Consider the following 21,628-nt stretch of genomic DNA (forward strand, 5'->3'; position numbering starts at 1 on the left):
CGGTCAGAGGTTCAGCACATCGACAAACCGCGGGGTGGCGGTTTCATCGATGCGCAGGTTGGTGAAGTCGAACAGGTTGCGGTCCGCCAGCTGCGACGGCACCACGTTCTGCAGGCCGCGGAAGATGCTCTCGGTGCGTCCCGGGGTCTTGCGCTCCCACTCCACCAGCATGTCCTTGACCACCTGGCGCTGCAGATTTTCCTGCGAGCCGCACAGGTTGCACGGGATGATCGGGAATTGCTTCATGTCCGAGTAGGCCTGGATGTCCTTCTCGGCGCAGTAGGCCAGCGGACGGATCACCACGTTGCGACCGTCGTCGGCGCGCAGCTTGGGCGGCATGGCCTTGAGCGTGCCGTTGAAGAACATGTTGAGAAAGAAGGTCTCGACGATATCGTCGCGGTGATGCCCCAGGGCCATCTTGGTCGCACCGATCTCGTCGGCGAAGGTGTACAGCGTGCCGCGACGCAGGCGCGAGCACAGCGAGCAGGTGGTCTTGCCTTCCGGGATCAGTTCCTTGACCACCGAATAGGTGTCCTTCTCGACGATGTGGTACTCGATGCCCAGGGTCGCGAGGTAGGCCGGCAGGATGTGCTCGGGGAAGCCTGGCTGCTTCTGGTCCATGTTGACCGCGACGATGTCGAACTTGATCGGCGCCACTTTCTGCAGGTGCAGCAGAACATCGAGCATGGTGTAGCTGTCTTTGCCGCCCGACAGGCAGACCATGACCTTGTCGCCCTCTTCGATCATGTTGAAGTCGGCGACGGCTTCGCCGGCAAGGCGACGCAGGCGTTTTTGCAGTTTGTTCTGGTTGACCGAAAGGGTGCCCATGGCGATTGAATCCGCAAGGTGTGACAAAAGCGGCACATTTTACGCACAAACCTGACGCTCGCGTAGCCCATCCGATAAAGACTGCAAGGAAATGAAGCGCCGCGCTTACAGCGCAATTTGCTCTAAAAAAGCGGATTTGTGCAGCGAACCCCTTCCTATACTGCGTCATAAGGCCACAGCAAGCGTGACCTGATCCCGTCAGGCCCAGCCACTGGGCCGCGCAAGCGCTCCGCTGGGGGGCGATGGCAACAACGAGGGAGTGACTGGCATGATCCATCACGTTCTGGGGCTGTTCACCCATCCTGACCAGGAATGGAAAGAAATCCGTGGCGAAGACGAAACCATCAGCCACATGTACCTGACCCACACCTTGATACTGGCGGCGATACCCGCCGTTTCCGCGTTCATCGGCACCACCCAGGTGGGCTGGGTGATCGGCAACCGCGCACCGGTCATGCTCACCGTCGACAGTGCGATCTGGATGACCGTGATGTCCTACCTGGCCATGCTGGGCGGCGTCGCGGTGATGGGCGCCTTCATCCACTGGATGGCGCGCACCTACGACGCCACCCCGAGCATGGCCCAATGCATCGCGTTCGCCACCTACACCGCCACCCCGCTGTTCATCGGCGGCCTGGCGGCGCTGTACCCGCACCTGTGGCTGGGAATGATCGTCGGCACGGCAGCCATCTGCTACACGGTGTACCTGCTGTACGTGGGCCTGCCGACCTTCATGAACATCCCGTCCGACGAGGGCTTTCTGTTCTCGAGTTCGGTGCTGGCGGTGGGGCTGGTGGTGCTGGTTGCCATCATGGCCTTCACCGTGATCGTCTGGGGACTGGGCGTGGGGCCCGTCTATACCAGCTAGACAATACGCCAACCTAGGGGCTGTACCCATCAGGCCGCCGCAAGGCGGCTTGATGCTGTGCGGACCAGCGGTCTCGGCAGCGCCGCCCGGGTTGCGGCATAATTGCCGGCCAGGAGTGTCCAACCGATATGCCAGAGCTGCTCAATTCCCGCGTCGAAAGCTGTTACCAGCAAGCCGAAAGTTTTTTCAAGCGCCCCTTCCTGCGTCCCGAGGTGAGCTTCAAGCTGCGCGGGCAGAAGGCCGGTGTCGCGCACCTGCACGAAAACCTGCTGCGCTTCAACCTGCAGCTGTACCGCGAGAACAGTGAAGACTTCCTGCGCCAGACCGTGCCCCACGAAGTCGCGCACCTGGTGGCGCATCAACTGTTCGGCGACCGCATCCAGCCCCATGGCGAGGAGTGGCAGCTGATCATGCGCGGGGTGTACGAGCTGCCACCCAACCGCTGCCACAACTATGCAGTCAAGCGCCGCAGCGTGACCCGCTACATCTACAAGTGCCCATGTGCGGGCAGTGACTTTCCGTTCTCGGCGCAGCGCCACGGGCTGGTGCGCCAGGGGCGGCGGTATCTGTGCCGGCGGTGTCGGCAGACGCTGGTGTTCACCGGCGAGACGCGGGTGGAGTAGACGCCTCGCCGGCAAGCCAGCGCCCTGCAGGAGCCGGCCTTGCGGCGAAGACGCCTGCACAGGCACAAAAAAAAGCCCATCCGAAGATGGGCTTTTTGCGTTTGGCTAACCTCAGCCCTGGCGCACCGCACCTTCGGCGACACCCAGGTCGTCGGTAGGACGGGTGTCGACCAGCGGCGAACCACCCGAAGCCAGCTCGGCTTGCAGCTTGTCTTCGTCCAGTTCGTTGACCCACTTGGCCACCACCACGGTTGCCACCGCGTTGCCGATCAGGTTGGTCAGGGCGCGGGCTTCGGACATGAAGCGGTCGATACCCAGGATCAGCGCCAGGCCGGCAACCGGCAGGTGGCCGACCGCCGACAGGGTCGCGGCCAGCACGATGAAGCCGCTGCCGGTAACGCCTGCAGCACCCTTGGAGGCCACCAGCAGCACCAGCAGCAGGGTGATCTGGTGGGTGATGTCCATGGTGGTGTCGGTGGCCTGGGCGATGAACACCGCAGCCATGGTCAGGTAGATCGAGGTGCCGTCCAGGTTGAACGAGTAGCCGGTCGGGATCACCAGGCCAACCACCGATTTCTTCGCGCCCAGACGCTCCATCTTGGCCAGCATGCGTGGCAGGGCCGACTCGGACGACGAGGTGCCGAGCACGATCATCAGCTCTTCACGGATGTAGCGGATCAGCTTGAGTACGCTGAAACCGTGGGCACGGGCGATACCGCCCAGAATCACCAGGATGAACAGCAGGCAGGTGATGTAGAAGCAGGCCATCAGGTAGCCCAGCTGCACCAGCGAACCCACGCCGTACTGGCCGATGGTGAAGGCCATGGCACCGAAGGCACCGATCGGGGCCAGCTTCATGATCATGTTGATGATGTTGAACATGACGTGGGCGAAGCGGTCGATCAGGTCCAGCAGCGGCTTGCCGTAGGCACCCAGGCGGTGCAGGGCGAAACCGAAGATCACCGAGAACATCAGCACCTGCAGGATGTCGCCGTTGGCGAAGGCACCGACCACGGTGTTGGGGATGATGTTGAGCAGGAAGCCGACGGTGGTCTGCTGCGCACCGGCGGCGGCATAGGCAGCCACGCTGCTGGCGTTGAGGGTGGTCACGTCGATGTGCATGCCGGCACCCGGCTTGACCACGTTGACCACGACCAGGCCGATGATCAGCGCGATGGTCGAGACGATTTCGAAGTAGAGCAGCGCGTAGCCGCCGGTCTTGCCGACCGATTTCATGCTCTGCATGCCGGCGATGCCGCTGACCACGGTGCAGAAGATGATGGGGGCGATGACCATCTTGATCAGTTTGACGAAACCGTCACCCAGCGGCTTGAGCGCCACACCGGTGTCGGGATAGAAGTGACCCAGCAAGATACCGATGGTGATGGCGATGATCACCTGGATATACAGCGATTTGTACAGCGGCTGACGCGTCGTCATGGCTATTTTCCTCAATGTGCCGGCCCATCCTTCCCAGGAGGCGATCGGCACCTAAAGCGCGAACCCTCCTGCATTGGAGGGATTTGTTGTGTCGAGCTGCGTGGCAATGCTCTGCGGAGTCAATAGCAAGGCTGATGCCAGGATGTGCCAAGGCGGTGCAAACACCCTGTTTCAGGGCATTTCGTGCACCGCAAGGCAGCAAGGCAGGACGCGCCAGTTGGCGGATTTCCGCCCGGCACTCAAAGAATAGACCCGATGATGGCGGTAATCCGCCCACTGGGCGGAATGTGGCAGGCGCTCAGTCGAGCGGAAAGCGGATACGGAAGGCTGCGCCGCCCAGGGGCGAATCGTCGAGAGTGAGGGTGGCGTCGTAGCTCTCGATGATGTCCTTGACCACCGCCAGGCCGATGCCCTGCCCCGGGTACTGGCGATCGAGGCGCTCGCCCCGCTGCAGGATACGTTCGCGCTGGTGCACCGGTACGCCGGGGCCGTCGTCCTCGACACACAGCTCCAGCGCCGTGTCGCTGACCCGCAGGCTGATGCGGATCTGCCCCAGGCACAGACGGTAGGCGTTTTCCAGCAGGTTGCCGAGCAGTTCGAGCAATGCGCCCTGCTCCATGGGTACCAGTGCCTGGTCGGGCACTGCATAGGTGATGTGCACCTGCTTGTCGCGGTAGACCTTGGCCAGGGTGCTGCACAGGCTGTCGAGCAGCGGGTGCAAGGCCACCTGGTGGCGCACCAGGCCGCTCTTGCGCAGGCTGGCGCGCTGCAACTGGTAGTCGATCTGCTGGCTCATGCGCTCGATCTGGCTCTGCAGCACCCGCGCCTGCTCGCGCTCGCCTTCGCGCTGGGCCATGCTTTCGCTGACCCCTTGCAGCACCGCCAGCGGGGTCTTGAGGCTATGCGCCAGGTCATCCAGCGAGTCGCGGTAGCGCCCGCGCTGCTCGCGCTCGCTGCGCAGCAGGCGGTTGAGCGAGCCGGTCAGGCGCAACAGCTCGCGCGGGTGTTCGGCACTGAGGCCCTCGCGGGCGCCGGACTCCACGTCGTCCAGCTCCACGCTCATGCGCCGCAGCGAGCGCAGGCCCCAGGTCAGCCCGGCCCAGAGCAGCAGCATCAGGGCCAGCAGCGCCGCGCCAAAGCCCAGGTAGAGCTTCTCTTGCAGGCCGTTGAGGGTTTGCTGGTACTCGCGCACCGGTTGCAGGGCAACGATGCTGAAGGCCGCGCTCTTGCCGCCCAGCAGCTTGACCTCCACGTCATAGACGAAGAACTCCTCGCCGTGGTCCTGGCGGATGCGCGCGAACTCGTTGCCGCGTCCGTCGTAGCGGGGTGTGTAGTTGATGTTCTCGTCGTTGGTGGCACGCGAACGCCACACCAGGTTGCCCTGGCGGTCGTAGATGTAGCCGAGCAGGCGGCTGTCGGGCAGGTTGAATTTCTCGTCCGGCAGCAGATCGGGCATCTGCAGCTTGCCGCCGTCTATGCGCGCCGCCGAGATCAGCGTGGTCACGTCCGAGGCCAGGCGCTGCTCGATGGACTCCTGCAGGGCCAGGCTGAAGGCCTTCTGCAGGGCCGGCAACAGGGCCAGCATGAACAGCAGCGCCAGCACCGCTGCGGCCAGCATCAGGCGCAGGCGCAGCGAACGAATCACAGGCAGCGCTCGGTGAACAGGTAGCCCAGGCCACGTACCGTGTCGATGGGCTTGAAGCCGTTGTCGCCCTCGAGCTTGCGGCGCAGGCGGCCGATCAGCACTTCTATCACGTTGGGGTCACGCTCGCCGTCGTCGGGGTACAGCTGCTCCATCAGACGGTCCTTGGCCACCACCTGCTGGTGATGGCGCATCAGGTATTCGAGGATGCGGTATTCGTAGGCGGTCAATGCCAGGGGCTGGTCATCGAGCAGCGCCTGCTTGCGGTTGAGGTCCAGGCGCAGGGGGCCGGCGATGATGGTCGACTGGGTGAAGCCGCTGGAGCGGCGCAGCAGCGCATTCAGGCGCGCCTCCAGCTCTTCGAACTGGAACGGCTTGACCACGTAGTCGTCGGCACCGGCGGCCAGGCCTTCGACCTTGTCCTGCCAGTTGCCACGGGCGGTGAGAATCAGGATAGGAAATGTCTTGCCCTGGCTGCGCAGTTGGCGGATCAGGTCCAGCCCGCTCATGCCCGGCAGGCCCAGGTCGACGATGGCCAGGTCGTGATTGAACTGTTCGGCCTGGTACAGCGCCTCCTCGGCATTGGCCACCGCTTCGACCACATGCCCGCTTTCGCTCAGACGGCTGAACAGGTGATGCCGCAACAGGGCTTCATCCTCGACCACCAGCAGTTTCATACGCTCCTCCATAACCAGGCCCGGCCTGCTTGGCCGGGCATCTCGCTACATAACGGCAGAATAACAGCGAACCGGCCAGAGTGAAGGCCGGTTCGGGTATTGCGCGGGGGTTCAGAACAGGTAGTTGGCCGACAGGTAGGTTTGCGCGCTGCTTTTCAGGCGCAGGGCACCGAGCTTGTCGCCGTCGTGCTCGGACAGTTCGGTGGTGGCGTTGCTGCGCAGGTAGCGGTAGCCCAGTTCGACCGAAGCATTGCTGCTGACCTGTTGCAGTACGCCAGCCTGCAGGCCGTAGGCGTAGCCGGTGTCGGTGTCGCGGCTGTAGCCGGAGGATTCCTGGCTGAGCTTGGTCACGCCCAGGCTCGCACCGCCGAATGCCTTGGTGCTGCTACCCAGCGGATAGAACACGTCGTAGCTGCCCAGCAGGTTTTCCTGGCGCATTTTCAGGCCGCTGTGGTTGTTGGAGACGTTGTCGTAGGTGAGGTAGTAGCGGCCCTGGTCGTTCTGCTGACCAATGCGCGCACCCCAGGTGCCGTCCTTGCTGATGATGCCGTCGGTGTTGAGGTGGTCGGTGTTGCTGCTGAGCAGGCCGGACTTCTTGATCTTGTCGCTGGTCTGGCCGTAGGTGAGGCCGGCGAAGGTGGTGTCGGCAGCCTGTACCAGGGAGCTGGCACCCAGCATGGTGATGGCGATCAGTACGGTATTGAGGCTTTTCATGAGTGTGTACTCCAGAGTGATGCGCGGTGTTTGTGTGGGAGCTAGAGTAAGCAGGGCGCCCTGAACCGCCGCTGAATGCTGGCTGAACCCCGGCTGAACGAGCGGGCATCAACGGAAAAAAGGAGACTGACCATGCGTTACCTGCTCGCACTTGCCCTGATCGGCGCCACTGGCCTGGCCCAGGCCGTGGTGCAAACCCGCCAGATCGACTATCAGGACGCCGACGGCAAGCGCCTGGTGGGCTACTACGCCTATGACGACGCCGTGAAGGGCGAACGTCCCGGGGTGGTGGTGGTGCATGAATGGTGGGGGCTGAACGACTATGCCAAGCGCCGCGCCCGCGACCTGGCCGGGCTGGGCTACAGCGCGCTGGCCATCGACATGTATGGCGACGGCAAGAACACCGAGCACCCGGCCGATGCGCAGGCGTTCATGGCGGCGGCCCTGAAAGACCCGAAGACGGCGGCAACACGCTTCGATGCCGGGGTCGAGTTGCTGAAGATCCAACCGCAGACCAACCCCGACAAGATCGCCGCCATCGGCTACTGCTTCGGCGGCAAGGTGGTGCTGGACGCTGCGCGGCGCAGTGAGCCGCTGGCGGGGGTGGCGAGCTTTCACGGAGCGCTGGTGACGGCCACGCCGGCAACCAGCGGCAGTGTGAAGGCGCCGTTGCTGGTGGAGCATGGCGCCAGCGACAGCATGGTCACGCCCGAGCAGGTGGCTGCGTTCAGGAAGGAGATGGAGGCAGCCGGCGCCGACCTGAAGTTCGTGAGCATCCCGGGGGCCAAGCATGGCTTCACCAACCCGGATGCCGACCGCCTGAGCCACGGCGAGCACGGCGGGCCGGATATCGGCTATGACAAGGCCGCCGATGAAAGCTCGTGGGCAGACCTGCAGGTGTTCTTGAAGAAGGTGTTTGACTGAAGCCCGCTTGGCGGCAACGCTGGCTCCTGCGGCAGGCCGCGTGAACCTGTAGGTGCCAGCGTTGCTGGCGAAGGCTCGTGGGCCACGGCACAATAGCGCCCATGAATCGACTCCCGCACTGCTGCGCCCCGCTCCAGCACCACTGGCCCCTGCCCCACCCGGTCCCCGGTGCGGTGCTGGTCAGCTGCGCCTTCGACCCGGCCAACCTCGCCGCCGATGACTTCCGGCGCGCCGCCATCGAACCCACCCCCAGCCTGCAACGCTCGGTGGCCAAGCGCCAGGCCGAGTACCTGGCCGGCCGCGTGTGCGCCCGCGCCGCCCTGCAGCGCCTGGACGGGCGCGACTACCTGCCCGCCACCGGCGACGACCGCGCCCCCCTATGGCCGGCCGGCATCAGCGGCTCGATCACCCACGGCAAGGGCTGGGCGGCCGCCGTGGTGGCCCGCAGCAGCGACTGCCAGGGCCTGGGCCTGGACCAGGAAAACCTGCTGGAGGCCGAACGCGCCGAACGCCTGATGGGCGAAATCCTCACTGCCGATGAGCTGCAGCGCATGGACCGCAGCCAGCTGAGCCTGACCACCACGCTGACCTTCTCCCTCAAGGAAAGCCTGTTCAAGGCGCTGTACCCCATCGTGCGCAAGCGCTTCTATTTCGAGCACGCCGAACTGCTGGAGTGGTCCGCCGATGGCCACGCCCGCCTGCGCCTGCTCACCGACCTGTCGCCGCTGTGGTGCCACGGCCGGGAAATCCAGGGGCAGTTCAGCCTGCAGGGCGATCAGTTGCTGAGCCTGGTCAGCGTGTGAGCCGCAGGCTTACAGCGGGCACTGCGCGCAGCGCCCAACCCACTCGACCTTGTAGCTCAGGCAACAGGTGCGCCTGACCCGCCGCCCGTCAGGGGTGTAGCGCACCGCGCCGTACAGCGGGTTGCCGGGCGTATCCAGCAACCGCTGGACCTCGGGCCGCTCACCTGCAATCTGCTCCAGGCAGTCACCGGCATTGCCCCACAACACCGCCGCCGGCACGCTGCCCAGCACGACCAGTTGCTCGACGATGGCTGGCAGGTGCCGTTCCAGTACCGCCACCACACCGCCCACCGCCGCGGACGTCGACAGGTCGGTTGGCAGGCCGCGCCCATCCAGCGTCACCGCCAGCGCCTGAACCTGCAACGGGGCGCGCCCGACCAGGGCCGCACGCCACAGCACGGCGAAGTAGTACTTGGACCATTGCGACACCAGCACCGGCCGTTGCGCCGGCATCAGCTCGGGGCCGTACAGCCCCAGCAGCAGGGCATCGAAGGCGTCGGGGCGCAACAGCTCAGCGAGCCTCAAGGCCGTCCTCCTGCGCCTGCTCCGCGTCATGCGCGCGTGGCCAGCTCAGGCTGAAGCAGGCACCACCCAGGCGCTCGCTCTTGCCGATCAGGGCGCGCCCGGCATGCCAGTAGATGATCCGCCGCACGATCGACAAGCCCAGCCCGTGCCCGCCGGAGGCGCGGGTACGGCTGTCGTCCAGGCGGGTAAAGGGCGTGAAGATGCGCGACCAGGCGCTTTGCGGCACCCCCGGCCCATCGTCCTCGACGTCGATGCGACAGCGCTGGGCGCCCAGTTGATAGCTCAGGCTGACCTGCGACTCGGCGTGGCGCATCGCATTGCTCACCAGGTTCTGCAGGGCGCGGTGCAGGTAGCGCGGCTCGGCCTCGACCCACGCCCCCTGCTCGCCGCCCTGGCACGGCCCGCGCAGCACCCGCACCTCGCGGCGCAGCGGCGCCAGTTCGGCAATCACCTGGTCGAGCAAGGCGTCCAGGTCGATACGCTGGAAGTTCAGGGCCGGCGCCCCTTGCTCAAGACGTGCGTAGGTGAGCATCTCGTCGACCAGCCGGTCGAGGTCCTGAATGTCGTTGTCCATGCCCAGCAGGTATTTCTCGCGGGCGTGCTCGCTGCTGGCGTTCTCGACCATCTCCAGGCCAAAGCGCAGGCGCGCCACCGGGGTGCGCAGCTCATGGGACACCGCCCGCACCAGTTCGCGCTGCATGTTCAGCGATTGCTGCAGGTGCCCGGCCATATGGTTGAACGCCGCGGCCAGGCGCCCCACCGAGTCGGCGTCGTCCGCTGCCACGCGCACGTCCAGGCTACCCTGGGCAATCTGCGTGGCCGCCGCCTCCAGGCCCGACAGACGCCGCTCCAGCTGGCGCACCAGCAGGTACACGATCAGGCCGATCAGGCACAGCCCCAGCGCCGCGATCACCAGCAGCATCTGCGGTGGATACGGGTTCATCTGATACAGCGGCCCGATCTCCAGCACCCAGGGCGTGGCCACCATGCCGGCGAACACGCGGATCGAGTTGCCGTCCTTGCCCAGCGCCATCACGGTGTCGCCTTCGTCGACGCGACGGCGCTGGTCGCCGTCCATGTCGGTCTGGTCGAGGCTGAGCAGGCGCAGGTCGAAGCCGAACCCCTTGCTCTGCTTGAGTTCGGCCAGGCGCTGCGGCTGCTCGCCCACCGGGTAGCGCACCAGTTCGTCGGCCAGCAGGTAGATGGTGGCGCGGGCCAGTTGCTCGCTGATCTGCTGCACCTCGCCGGTCAGCAACAGGTTCTGCCCGCGCACCTGGCGCAGCACCCGCGCCGCATGGGGGCCGGTGCGCTGCACCAGCACATGCCCGCGTTGCAGGCGGGTGCGCTGGCTACCGTCGAGGGCGGCCTGATCGATCGAGGCGAGGGCCAGCGGAATGCCCAGCAGGCGCCCCCATATCGCCAGCGCCCGGGTACGCTCCACATCGCTCATGGGGGCCAGGTTGTCGGCCATCAGGGTAAAGGTGCCGTGGGCCAGGCGCTCGCGGTACTGCTCGGCACGCACCTCGTTGAGCAGGTGCAGGCTGAGCGCGCCCAGCAACGCCACCAGCACCAGGGCGGCCAGCATGCCGCCGTAGATGCGCAGGAAGATCGAGTTCATTCAACCAGGCCCAGCGCCTGGGCAGCCTCGCCCACGAACAGGTAGCCTTTGCTGCGCACCGTCTTGATCATGCGCGGGTGGTCGGGGTCGTCGCCTATCTTGGGGCGGATGCGCGAAATGCGCACATCAATGGAGCGGTCCTGGCCGTCATAGCCCACCCCGCGCAGGGAGGTAAAGATCTCTTCGCGGGACAGGATGCGCCCCGCGTTGCTCACCAGCAGCCACAGCAGGTCGAACTCGGCAGCGGTCAGCTCGATGCCGTTGTCGCCAAGCCAGGCTTCGCGCAGGGTGTTGTCCACCCGCAGCGGGCCGAACTGCAGGCTCTGGCGCTCGCCCGTGGTGGCCGGCACCTCGGTGCGGCGCAGCAAGGCGTTGATCCGCGCCAGCAACAGGCGCGGGCGCACCGGCTTGCACACGTAATCGTCGGCGCCCAGGTCCAGGCCCTGCACCTGGTCCAGGTCCTCGCTGCGCGCGGTGAGCATCAGGATGACCCCGTTGTACTGCGTGCGCACCTTGCGGCAGATGCTCAGGCCGTCCTCGCCGGGCAGCATCAGGTCGAGGATCACCAGGTCTGGCTGCTCGGCCACGATGCGCGCCGCCGCCTTCGCCCCATCGCCCTCCACCGCCACGTCGAAGCCATTGGCTTGCAGGTAGTCACGGGTCAGCTCGGCTAGACGCTCGTCATCCTCGACGATCAACACCTGACTGTTGGGCTGCTGCACGGATCACCTCGGCTGGGCTTTTTATTGTTGGAGTGAAGCCCTTCAATAAAGGGCAACATTGGCCCGCGATACTACCACTGCCGGGCGCCGGAAAAAGCCGCGCCAAAGTCGCTGGACAAGTGCGCTTTTTGTGATAGGGTTCGCGCCCTCAAAAATGCCCCTGCGACGCTTTGCCCGGGCAAAAAAAGAGTGACGAGCGGTGGAATGGCGGTGGGACGCGGCCTACAAGGCTTTGCCCATAATCACGCACAATCTACCCACACGTTATCCACAGGCCACTGCCTTGCAATACCCCCGATACCGCATTATCTTGTATCCCCAGCGCGACAAAACACTACATGTTGGGTTTTGAACAAAAATCCAAGCACAAGTGGAGCAGAGAACTCAAGCCTTCAGAGGCGCTTTTTTTGCTTGAACTTTGATTGAAATTCGCAGCCAAACCGCTCCTGCGGAAGGCGACCGGTGCAAGCCCGCGACGGGCCTTGTTTCGGGTACGGGTGTTGCAAGTGCAACCCCGTCAGCAACAGTTTTTGGGCCGTGGCCCAGAACCTTTGACTTCGGCCAGGGAGCGGCAAGCGATTGCCCCTTTTTTTCCTGATCTGTCCCGAAGTCGGTAGACCCTGCCCGGCCAGGCGCGCATGCGCCGGTGGGCAAGTTGGCGAGCTTTCGGACGGAACGGTAGGTGCCCAAAAGGCATCTGAACAAACATAGAGAACGTGGAGACACCCATGCAAACCGACACAACTCGCGAGAACCCGCAGGCGCTGGCGCCGCAGGCCGCTGATTCGAACCAGGATCTGGCTGCCACCGCCCCCGGCCAACTGCGCGTGATCAAGCGTAACGGCACTGTCGTCGCCTACACCGACGACAAGATCACCGTGGCCATCACCAAAGCGTTCCTCGCAGTTGAAGGCGGCACCGCTGCCGCCTCGTCGCGCATCCACGACACCGTCGCCCGCCTGACCGAGCAGGTCACCGCCACCTTCAAGCGTCGCATGCCTTCGGGCGGCACCATCCATATCGAAGAGATCCAGGACCAGGTCGAACTGGCCCTGATGCGTGCCGGCGAGCAGAAAGTCGCCCGTGACTACGTGATCTACCGTGACCAGCGTGCCAAGGAGCGTGCCACCCGCACTCCGGCCGACGCCTCGGTACAGCCGCACCCGAGCATCCGCATCAGCCTGGCCGACGGCAGCTTCGCGCCGCTGGACATGAACCGCCTGAACACCATCATCACCGAGGCCTGCGAAGGCCTGGCCGAAGTCGATGGCGAGCTGATCCAGCGCGAAACCCTGAAGAACCTATACGACGGCGTGGCCATCAAGGACGTCAACACCGCCTTGGTGATGACCGCCCGTACCCTGGTAGAGCGCGAGCCGAACTACTCGTTCGTCACCGCCCGCCTGCTGATGGACACCCTGCGTGCCGAAGGCCTGAGCTTCCTCGAAGTGGCCGACAGCGCCACCCACCACGAAATGGCCGAGCTGTACGCCAAGGCGCTGCCTGCCTACGTGGCCAAGGGCGTGCAGTTCGAACTGCTCAACCCTGCCCTGGCCGACTTCGACCTGGAGCGTCTGGGCAAGGCCATCAACCACGAGCGCGACCAGCAATTCACCTACCTGGGCCTGCAGACCCTCTACGACCGCTACTTCATCCACAAGGATGGCGTGCGCTTCGAGCTGCCACAGGTATTCTTCATGCGCGTGGCCATGGGCCTGGCGCTGGAAGAGAAAGACAAGGAAGCCCGTGCGATCGAGTTCTACAACCTGTTGTCGTCGTTCGACTACATGGCCTCGACCCCGACCCTGTTCAACGCCGGCACCCTGCGTCCGCAGCTGTCGAGCTGCTACCTGACCACCGTGCCGGACGACCTGTCGGGCATCTACCACGCGATCCACGACAACGCCATGCTGTCGAAATTCGCCGGTGGCCTGGGCAACGACTGGACCCCTGTGCGTGCACTGGGCTCCTACATCAAGGGCACCAACGGCAAGTCCCAGGGCGTCGTGCCCTTCCTCAAGGTGGTCAACGACACCGCTGTTGCGGTCAACCAGGGCGGCAAGCGCAAGGGCGCGGTCTGTGCCTACCTGGAAACCTGGCACCTGGATATCGAAGAATTCATCGAGCTGCGCAAGAACACCGGTGATGACCGTCGTCGTACCCACGACATGAACACCGCCAACTGGATCCCCGACCTGTTCATGAAGCGTGTCTTCGATGACGGCAAGTGGACCCTGTTCTCGCCAAGCGAAGTACCAGACCTGCACGACCTGACCGGCAAGGCCTTCGAAGAGCGCTACGAGTACTACGAAGCCCTGACCGAGTACAACAAGATCAAGGTGTTCAAGACCGTCCAGGCCAAAGACCTGTGGCGCAAGATGCTGTCGATGCTGTTCGAGACCGGCCACCCGTGGCTGACCTTCAAGGACCCGTGCAACCTGCGTTCGCCGCAGCAGCACGTGGGCGTGGTCCACAGCTCGAACCTGTGCACCGAGATCACCCTGAACACCAACAAGGACGAGATCGCGGTCTGCAACCTGGGCTCGATCAACCTGCCGAACCACATCGTCGACGGCAAGCTGGACACCGCCAAGCTGCAGCGCACCGTGAACACTGCCGTGCGCATGCTCGACAACGTGATCGACATCAACTACTACTCCGTGCCGCAGGCGCGCAACTCGAACCTCAAGCACCGCCCTGTGGGCCTGGGCATCATGGGCTTCCAGGACGCGCTGTACCTACAGCACATCCCGTACGGTTCGGACGCTGCGGTCGAGTTCGCCGACAAGTCGATGGAAGCGGTCAGCTACTACGCGATCCAGGCCTCCTGCGACCTGGCCGATGAGCGTGGCGCCTACGAGACGTTCCAGGGCTCGCTGTGGTCCAAGGGCATCCTGCCGCTGGACTCGCAACAGATCCTGATCGAGCAACGTGGCCAGCAGTACATCGATGTCGACCTGAACGAGAGCCTGGACTGGGCACCGGTGCGTGCCCGTGTGCAGAAAGGCATTCGCAACTCGAACATCATGGCCATCGCACCGACCGCGACCATCGCCAACATCACCGGCGTTTCGCAGTCGATCGAGCCGACCTACCAGAACCTGTACGTGAAATCGAACCTGTCGGGCGAGTTCACCGTGATCAACCCGTACCTGGTCCACGACCTGAAGGCCCGCGGCCTGTGGGACTCGGTCATGATCAACGACCTGAAGTACTACGATGGTTCGGTGCAGCAGATCGAGCGCATTCCGCAGGAGCTCAAGGACCTGTACGCCACCGCGTTCGAAGTCGAGACCAAATGGATCGTCGATGCAGCCAGCCGTCGCCAGAAGTGGATCGACCAGGCCCAGTCGCTGAACCTGTACATTGCCGGCGCTTCGGGCAAGAAGCTGGACGTGACCTACCGCATGGCCTGGTACCGTGGCCTGAAAACCACCTACTACCTCCGTGCCCTGGCCGCCACCAGCACCGAGAAATCGACCATCAGCACCGGCAAGCTCAACGCCGTGTCCAGCGGTGGTGACAGCGCCCCGGTCCAGGCGGCAGCGCCAGCCGGCCCTGCCCCGGTGCCAAAAGCCTGCGCGATCGACGAGCCAGACTGCGAAGCCTGCCAGTAAGGCCTGAAGGCGCCGCTTGCAAGCGGCGCCTTGCGCCTACCCTGTAGGCGCTGGCCTTGCCAGCGAAGAGGTCGGCACAACCACCGGCCTCTATCGCCGAACACCCAGGTGCGGGTCACCCCGCCCTCCCCGAGGGGCTGCGCCCCCGGAAGCATTCCAAGATTTTGCGTGCACACCTTAACCGCGAGCAGCGCAACCCTAGATCCAACCGGCCATACTCTTTCATGGCCCTCAAGCAGGAGACCCATCATGCTGAGCTGGGACGAATTCGAAAACGAAGACGGCGAAGTCGCCGCCAAAGGTCAAACCGCCTCTCAGGTGGCTGAAGCGGGCATCGACAAGCTCGACAGCGCTGGCGGTGTGGCCGCGCAGGAAGCCCGTGCAGTGACCGCCGCCGACTCCGACGCGGTCAAGCGCGCCAAGGCGGCCCTGGACGATCTCGACATCGCCGAAGGCCTGGCCGAGCTGGAAGGCTCTGCTGCCCGTGTAGCGGTCGACGAGAAGCGCATGATCAACTGCCGCGCCGACCTAAACCAGCTGGTACCGTTCAAGTACGACTGGGCCTGGCAGAAGTACCTGGATGGCTGTGCCAACCACTGGATGCCGCAAGAGGTCAACATGACCGCGGACATCGCCCTGTGGAAGACCCCCGAAGGCCTGACCGACGACGAGCGTCGCATCGTCATGCGCAACCTGGGCTTCTTCTCCACCGCCGACTCGCTGGTTGCCAACAACCTGGCACTGGCCGTGTACCGCTTGATCACCAACCCCGAGTGCCGCCAGTACATCCTGCGCCAGGCGTTCGAAGAGGCGATCCACACCCACGCGTACCAGTACTGCATCGAATCGCTGGGCATGGATGAAGGCGAGATCTTCAACATGTACCACGAGATCCCTTCGGTCGCGAAAAAGGCCGCCTGGGGCCTGCGCTACACCCGTGCCATCTCGGACCCGGAGTTCGACACCGGCACCGTCGAGACCGACAAGGAGCTGCTGCGCAACCTGATCGCCTACTACTGCGTACTCGAAGGCATCTTCTTCTACTGCGGCTTCACCCAGATCCTGTCGATGGGTCGTCGCAACAAGATGACCGGCGTTGCCGAGCAGTTCCAGTACATCCTGCGTGACGAGTCGATGCACCTGAACTTCGGTATCGACGTGATCAACCAGATCAAGATCGAAAACCCGCACCTGTGGGATGCCGAGATGAAGGAAGAGGCCTCGCAGATGATCCTGCAGGGTACTCAGCTGGAAATCGAATACGCACGGGACACCATGCCACGCGGCGTGCTGGGCATGAACGCGGCGATGATGGAGGACTACCTCAAGTTCATCGCCAACCGTCGCCTGTCGCAGATCGGCCTGAAGGAAGAGTACCCAGGTACCACCAACCCGTTCCCATGGATGAGCGAAATCATGGACTTGAAGAAAGAGAAGAACTTCTTCGAGACGCGGGTTATCGAGTATCAGACTGGCGGCGCGTTGAGCTGGGATTGATTTCCCGCGCGTGGATGCTGCAAAAAGAGGCTGCCGCAAGGCAGCCTTTTTTGTGCCTGGCTTTTTTCAGAGGTGGTGAGCGGATATCGGAAACTGATCTAAAGACTGCCAGACCATTCTTTCAGTAATTCCGGAATTGCCCCTCAAGTCTCATCATTGACTGCCTTTTCGCATACCCGTAAGTTTGTTTTCACGTCTAAGAAGCGTATGCAGCGGCGAACCGTTCCCGATAGAAGCGGCTCTACCCATGATGCTGGAACCCGACGATGCCCCATCACAAGGCTACGCTTTTTCTACGCCACAACCGCCCTCTCCACGCCCTCTGGCTCGAATCCCAAGCCTGGTTCAGCGCACGCGAACTTGGCCGACTGATCGGCCGTTATCTCGACGAGCAGATCATTCGCAGGCTCGATGCGGATCAGCATCGCACCGTCATGCTTTTGCGATACGGCGAGTACCGGAACACCGTGATGATCAGTGAGTCGGGCGCGTACACCGTATTGGCACACCACTACATTCCAGAGAATCGCAGCCTGCGACGTTGGCTGACCTATGAGGTGATTGCTGTGATGCGTGACGCACAAGGTCCAACACAGCACGATGCTCCGCAGACCAGCCTGATGACCTGGACCGGGCGGTCGTTGTGCTTGCTGCATTGGCAGAGCGAACCGTGGATACGGTTGCGGGATATGCCGGAGGTGCTTGGTAAGTCATCGATTCATACACCCTCGACTAATGCCAAACTTGCACAACCTTGGAGACAAGCCGCTGCTCGGCTGTTCAGAGGGTGATCCGCGCGCTGGCGTTGTAGCGAGCGAAGCGGATTATGCCTATACAACCAATGAGTGCAGCGTCAGACCGATGCATGTCAGACCTCACTCCGAAAAACCGGACCTGGGCCAGGATTTGTCTACATCAAACTTGGCGCGTGCAACTCCATTGGCGTTTTTGATGGAGTTCAGTGGACATGCTGCATATCCGCCGCCTAGTTAAATGCGCAGTTGCCGAGTAGTTAATATCGCTGCGCCTACCAGCGTCTGGCGCCGTGGCTCCATGTTCCAGGCTGCTTTGCAGCCCTTCGCCGGCAAGGCCGGCTCCTACAGGGTCACGCTGGAACCCGGTAGGAGCCAGCCTTGCTGGCGAAGAGGCCAGCAGACCTTGCGCACTACTACAGTTGATCCGGCAAAAACTGCGGCACCCTGGCCTTCAACAGTTCAACCAACTCCGGCGCCATGAACCCATAGTCGTCCGGGATGCCCAGGCAAACGATGCGCTTGTCGCCCAGCACCGAGCGGAATCGCGCCGACAGTTTCTTGCGGTGCGCCTGTTCCATCACGATCACCAGGTCTGCCCACGCCAGCAACTCGTTGCCCACCGGCACGTCCGCATCATTGCCCACACCGGCAGAGGCCGTCTCCACCCCCGGCCAGTCGGCAAACACCTGTTCAGCCGTGGGGCTGCGCAAGCGGTTCTGAGTACACACGAACAGTACATGCAGTGTCATTGATTACCTGGAATTACAAAAAGATTAGGGTTGGCAGACAGCCCATCGCGGGGCAAGCCCGCTCCCACAGGAGGGCGCAAACACTTTGTGGGAGCGGGCTTGACCCGCGATGGCGTTGGCAAATCAGAGGGTCGTGCGATGGCTACCCGCGCTGCGAATCGAAAAACCGATACAACGCCCGCAAACCGATCACGACGGCCTCGACCGAAGCCGCATGCTCCTGCGGCTGCAACGCCTCGATTTTTTCGATGTTCTCGTCCAGCCCATGCAGCGCAATCGCCTCCAGGTGCCGCACCTGCACCGGCGGCAGCGCCGGCCAGCGCGCTACCTGCACACCCCGCAAATAGCCGAAGCACCACTCCTCGACCACCACCTGCGGATCAGGCTCGGACTCGTCTTCGAGAAACAACGGCTCGAAGGCATCACACGCCTCACTGAGCTCGCCCGCCACGTTGTTCATGTAGCGCATCAACAACGCCGAAAACGCCTCGGCCTCGGCCGGCTTCTTGAACCGCGGCGCTCTGCCACCGGTCACTTCGGGCAGCCATTCGTTGGGCGTCAACAACACGGGCGAACTGGCCAGCGCCACCAGAAAGCCATCCAGCTCCGAGAGCGTGAGGATGGCTTCATCGTTACCGTACTTGAGCAGAAAACCATCAAGACGGGTCATTTCCTTATCGTTCAAAGGCTGTACAAAAGCTGTCATGGCATAGCCTCAAGGCGGGATCCTGCCGTAACACTACATCACCCCGCCCTTCAGCGCTTACCCGGCGCCCGTCAGCCACCCCACAAATGGCAGGATCATCAGCGTGCAGGCAGCCATCGACAGCACGTTGCCAATGTACCCATGCAGATGGCTGGGCAGGCGCTGGCTGATTGCGACCGCCAATGGCGGTGCCATCACCGCGCCCAGGCCGGCACTGAGCACCACCACCTCCCACGTGCCACCCAATGTCAGCACCGCCGCCGGCACCACGGAAACGATCGGGATGTAGGTCGGGTACCACCCCCTCTGCATCCATTGCCTGCGCCACAACAGCACGCCGATCAGCGACGCCAGCGCCTGCCCGCCCACCATCTCCAGCACCAGCTGCGAGCCGTAGGCCGGCCCGGCCGGCGACAGCAGGTAGGCCGCCAGCACGCCGAGCAACAAGCCCAGGCTGGCCAGCTCATTGCCGAAGAACGGCGCCTCGCTGAAGTCGGCCAGCACCCGTCGCAGCGTCCAGCCAACGCCGTAGTGCGGTGTCGCTCTCTCGACGACCGGTGCCGGTGGCGGCGCATCGACAGGCGGCGTCGAGCGCACCAGGCCTGCAAACCGCCGGCACAGCATGAACGCCAGCACGCTCGCAACGGCCATGCCGCCAACATTGCCGATCACCACCGGCAAGCCCAATGGGTAGCACAGGTAATTGACCAGCAGCAGGCTTGCTGGCGTCACCAGCAGTGCCCCCAGCAACGCGCCATTGATCGCGACCTTCCAGCCGCCGCCGAACAGCAGCACCATCGCCGCCGGCAACAAGACGAACGCGACGAAGGTGGGTTGCCAGGTGCTGGCGCTGAGCGTCCAGCCCCACAGCACATGGCTGAACACCAGCCCCAGCAGCGAGCTGGTCACCAGCCAGGGCCACAACCCGGTGCCATAGCAGATCGCAAAGCCCTGCCATGCCCGGCCCGTGCGGTGCGCCCAATGGGCCAGCGCGGCGCCCAGCAGCAACCCGATCGCCGGCAGCTCATGCTTGTAGAACGCTACCTCGCTGATATCGCCGACGATCCAGCGCAACCGCGCCAGCGGCTCGTGCAGGTTGGCGACCATGTGCGCGTAGTCGGGCCATACCCCGACCCAGGATGCCGCACGCCCGCTGATGACCTCGATGAACACCCCGGTGCCCAGCGACACGCACACGCACATCAGCAGCAAAGGCAGAAAGCCTGCCTCCACCTTGTCGATTGACTTGTCCATGGCGACTCCTCAGCGCGGCAGCGCTGGATGCTGGTCATAACCCAGCATCGCGCCATAGCAATCGGTGCGACGGTCCCGTGGCAGGTCATTCAGGCTGTTCCAGACCGGCGCGCTGCGTGCAGTGCTGAGGTCGACATCGGCATACAGGATGCACTCGTCCTCGGCGCCCCCCACCTTGCCCAACGGCCAGCCATTGGTGCCCGCGATCAGCGAACACCCCAGAAAACGCCCGCCACGCTCGCTGCCGATGCGGTTGGCGGCGGCAATGTAGACATTGTTGACGTGGGCCGCAGTGATGGTGAGGTACGATGCCATGCACCTGCCGCTGGCATCGAACAACGGGGGCGGTGTCCACACCCAGTTGTTCAGGCTGCAGATGATGTCTGCACCCTGCAACGCAAGCAGGCGTGGCACCTCGGGAAACCATACGTCCCAGCAGATCATCAGGCCGATCCGGCCGATCGGGGTTTCAAACACCGGAAAGCCCAGATCACCGGGGCTGAACCAGAGCTTTTCCTGGTTCCACAGGTGTGCCTTGCGGTAATGCCCCAGCAGGCCGTCGGGGCCGAACAGCACCGCGCTGTCATACAGCTTGAGGCCATCGCGCTCGGCAAATCCTGCCACCAGGTACACCTGATGCTCCCGGGCGAAGGCGCGCCAGGTCTTGATACTGGGACCTTCATCGAGGGTTTCGGCATGCGCATAGGCTTCTGCTCGGGTCTCGAAGGTGTAGCCGGTGTTGGCAAGCTCGGGCAGCACGATCAGGTTGGCGCCGTCATGCACCGCCTCTTCGGCGAGCTGCAGACCTTTGCACAAATTGTTGTCGCACTGGTCCAGCCCGACCTGCGGGTCGAACTGAATCACGGCAATACGCACGGGGCTGACCGGGACAGAGGGTGCAGGCATGGGAGTGTCCTTTTTGTTGTTCGAGTTGTCGTTTGGAGGCTTTCCAGTGGACAAAACAACCCTCAAGAGGGACAAGTCGGCCCCTTCCGACAATGCTGCAAGGCCGCTCTTCGCCTGTAGGAAAGGCCTACCAGAACGCCTGGGGCTGAATGCGATAGTGCGGATAGACCGCCATGCTGAAACCGCCGTTGAACAGTGCCCCGGTGTCGTTGCACAGGTTGATCACGGCGTCGATCGCGGTACGCAGGCAGGGCTCGGTCCAGCCTGCATCCACCGAGAACGACTCGCCTGCCAGGTACAACCCGCTGTGACGGGCATGCTCACGGCTGTATCGCATCAGGCTCAGCGCATCGTAGTAGGTGCCGGCCCGGTAGAGCCTGGCGCAGCCCAGGGCATTGCGGTCGGTGACCCAACGCTGCACCCGCGCATTGCGGGTATCGACATACGGCGATAGCGGTGCCTGCACATTGCTGCACCGCAACAGGATCCGGTCCAGCTCCTGCACGCACTTTTCCACCAGTTGCTCATCGCTGAACGCGGCCAGCTTGGTCGCGTCGTCCTCCCAGGTGTAGCTGAGCAGGATGCAGTCGCTGGCATAGCGGTCGTTGTAGCGATAGGCATAAACATCGTGGATGAATCGCCCCGGGTTTCGTAGACACCTCTTTGCCTTAAACTGAGGCCAATTAGGAGGTGCCATGAGCAACCCGCGTTACCCCGAAGAATTCAAAATCCAAGCAGTCAATCAAGTGACCGAAAAGAA

19 protein-coding genes and 2 pseudogenes are annotated in these 21,628 nt (G+C 63.6%); 7 read left to right on the forward strand and 14 right to left on the reverse strand.

The features are described from left to right. Positions 1-3: 3 nt before the first annotated feature. Positions 4-828, reverse strand: a complete 825-nt coding sequence (ttcA, locus tag MF6396_RS04710) for a tRNA 2-thiocytidine(32) synthetase TtcA (RefSeq protein WP_054914704.1) — start codon at positions 826-828, stop codon at positions 4-6. Between the two features lie 268 nt (positions 829-1,096). Here ttcA and MF6396_RS04715 point away from each other — a divergent pair, with 268 nt between their 5' ends. Together MF6396_RS04715 and MF6396_RS04720 are read left to right on the forward strand one after the other, a co-directional pair. Then, the gene (locus MF6396_RS04715; RefSeq protein WP_043862571.1) at positions 1,097-1,696 is read left to right on the forward strand and encodes a Yip1 family protein; all 600 of its coding nucleotides are present in this window, start codon (positions 1,097-1,099) and stop codon (positions 1,694-1,696) included. Between the two features lie 128 nt (positions 1,697-1,824). Next, entirely contained in the window at positions 1,825-2,319 is a 495-nt protein-coding gene (locus tag MF6396_RS04720) for a SprT family zinc-dependent metalloprotease (RefSeq protein WP_043862572.1), read from the forward strand. 111 nt (positions 2,320-2,430) lie between these two features. Here MF6396_RS04720 and MF6396_RS04725 read toward each other — a convergent pair whose 3' ends face one another. The 4 genes from MF6396_RS04725 to MF6396_RS04740 form a co-directional block, all read right to left on the reverse strand. Next, on the reverse strand, positions 2,431-3,759 hold the full coding sequence (locus MF6396_RS04725; RefSeq protein ID WP_054914705.1) for a dicarboxylate/amino acid:cation symporter: 1,329 nt from the start codon (positions 3,757-3,759) through the stop codon (positions 2,431-2,433). A 298-nt stretch (positions 3,760-4,057) separates the two neighbouring features. Next, complete coding sequence (locus MF6396_RS04730) at positions 4,058-5,404, reverse strand: ATP-binding protein (protein WP_043862574.1); 1,347 nt, start codon at positions 5,402-5,404, stop codon at positions 4,058-4,060. Further along, complete coding sequence (locus MF6396_RS04735; RefSeq protein WP_043862575.1) at positions 5,401-6,078, reverse strand: response regulator; 678 nt, start codon at positions 6,076-6,078, stop codon at positions 5,401-5,403. Before MF6396_RS04735 ends, MF6396_RS04730 begins: the two co-directional genes overlap by 4 nt. 111 nt (positions 6,079-6,189) lie before the next feature. After that, positions 6,190-6,792 carry a membrane protein gene (locus tag MF6396_RS04740; RefSeq protein WP_043862576.1) on the reverse strand — a complete coding sequence of 201 codons (603 nt, stop codon included), beginning with the start codon at positions 6,790-6,792 and terminating at the stop codon, positions 6,190-6,192. Between the two features lie 132 nt (positions 6,793-6,924). Between MF6396_RS04740 and MF6396_RS04745 the strand changes: the two genes are divergently transcribed. Then, the gene (locus MF6396_RS04745; RefSeq protein ID WP_078479802.1) at positions 6,925-7,716 is read left to right on the forward strand and encodes a dienelactone hydrolase family protein; all 792 of its coding nucleotides are present in this window, start codon (positions 6,925-6,927) and stop codon (positions 7,714-7,716) included. Positions 7,717-7,817: 101 nt separating this feature from the next. Further along, complete coding sequence (locus MF6396_RS04750; protein ID WP_078479803.1) at positions 7,818-8,519, forward strand: 4'-phosphopantetheinyl transferase family protein; 702 nt, start codon at positions 7,818-7,820, stop codon at positions 8,517-8,519. 9 nt (positions 8,520-8,528) lie between these two features. On the opposite strand, the gene MF6396_RS04755 is transcribed toward MF6396_RS04750, so the two are convergent. The 4 genes and pseudogenes from MF6396_RS04755 to MF6396_RS04765 all read right to left on the reverse strand — a co-directional run bounded on the left by MF6396_RS04755 (position 8,529) and on the right by MF6396_RS04765 (position 11,384). After that, positions 8,529-8,948: a (2Fe-2S)-binding protein gene (locus MF6396_RS04755; RefSeq protein ID WP_443217193.1), complete on the reverse strand. Its 420-nt coding sequence runs from the start codon at positions 8,946-8,948 to the stop codon at positions 8,529-8,531. Continuing rightward, positions 8,921-9,038: pseudogene (locus MF6396_RS29390) on the reverse strand (siderophore-iron reductase FhuF); the annotation flags it as partial. The gene MF6396_RS04755 and the pseudogene MF6396_RS29390, both read right to left, overlap by 28 nt. Further along, positions 9,031-10,662: an ATP-binding protein gene (locus MF6396_RS04760; RefSeq protein ID WP_054914710.1), complete on the reverse strand. Its 1,632-nt coding sequence runs from the start codon at positions 10,660-10,662 to the stop codon at positions 9,031-9,033. The gene MF6396_RS04760 and the pseudogene MF6396_RS29390, both read right to left, overlap by 8 nt. Next, positions 10,659-11,384: a response regulator transcription factor gene (locus MF6396_RS04765; protein WP_054914711.1), complete on the reverse strand. Its 726-nt coding sequence runs from the start codon at positions 11,382-11,384 to the stop codon at positions 10,659-10,661. Before MF6396_RS04765 ends, MF6396_RS04760 begins: the two co-directional genes overlap by 4 nt. A gap of 728 nt (positions 11,385-12,112) precedes the next feature. On the opposite strand from MF6396_RS04765, the gene MF6396_RS04775 reads away from it, so the two are divergent. The 3 genes from MF6396_RS04775 to MF6396_RS04785 all read left to right on the forward strand — a co-directional run bounded on the left by MF6396_RS04775 (position 12,113) and on the right by MF6396_RS04785 (position 17,289). After that, positions 12,113-15,001: a ribonucleoside-diphosphate reductase subunit alpha gene (locus tag MF6396_RS04775; RefSeq protein WP_043862582.1), complete on the forward strand. Its 2,889-nt coding sequence runs from the start codon at positions 12,113-12,115 to the stop codon at positions 14,999-15,001. Positions 15,002-15,250: 249 nt separating this feature from the next. Beyond that, entirely contained in the window at positions 15,251-16,498 is a 1,248-nt protein-coding gene (locus tag MF6396_RS04780) for a ribonucleotide-diphosphate reductase subunit beta (protein WP_043862583.1), read from the forward strand. A gap of 266 nt (positions 16,499-16,764) precedes the next feature. Next, entirely contained in the window at positions 16,765-17,289 is a 525-nt protein-coding gene (locus tag MF6396_RS04785) for a BRO-N domain-containing protein (protein ID WP_054914712.1), read from the forward strand. Between the two features lie 377 nt (positions 17,290-17,666). Here MF6396_RS04785 and MF6396_RS04790 read toward each other — a convergent pair whose 3' ends face one another. The 5 genes and pseudogenes from MF6396_RS04790 to MF6396_RS04810 all read right to left on the reverse strand — a co-directional run. Continuing rightward, positions 17,667-18,002: a low molecular weight protein tyrosine phosphatase family protein gene (locus MF6396_RS04790; protein ID WP_043862584.1), complete on the reverse strand. Its 336-nt coding sequence runs from the start codon at positions 18,000-18,002 to the stop codon at positions 17,667-17,669. Between the two features lie 142 nt (positions 18,003-18,144). After that, a complete protein-coding gene (locus MF6396_RS04795; RefSeq protein ID WP_078479805.1) occupies positions 18,145-18,708 on the reverse strand; it encodes a UPF0149 family protein in 564 nt (187 codons plus the stop codon). Positions 18,709-18,765: 57 nt separating this feature from the next. Beyond that, complete coding sequence (locus MF6396_RS04800) at positions 18,766-19,962, reverse strand: hypothetical protein (protein ID WP_102063786.1); 1,197 nt, start codon at positions 19,960-19,962, stop codon at positions 18,766-18,768. 9 nt (positions 19,963-19,971) lie between these two features. Then, a complete protein-coding gene (locus tag MF6396_RS04805) occupies positions 19,972-20,868 on the reverse strand; it encodes a nitrilase family protein (RefSeq protein WP_054914714.1) in 897 nt (298 codons plus the stop codon). A 127-nt stretch (positions 20,869-20,995) separates the two neighbouring features. Further along, a pseudogene (locus MF6396_RS04810) lies at positions 20,996-21,505 on the reverse strand (FAD-dependent oxidoreductase); the annotation flags it as partial. Positions 21,506-21,628 lie beyond the last annotated feature (123 nt).

The sequence above is a fragment of the Pseudomonas sp. MF6396 genome, from assembly GCF_002018915.1.
Taxonomy (GTDB): Bacteria; Pseudomonadota; Gammaproteobacteria; order Pseudomonadales; family Pseudomonadaceae; genus Aquipseudomonas; species Aquipseudomonas palmensis.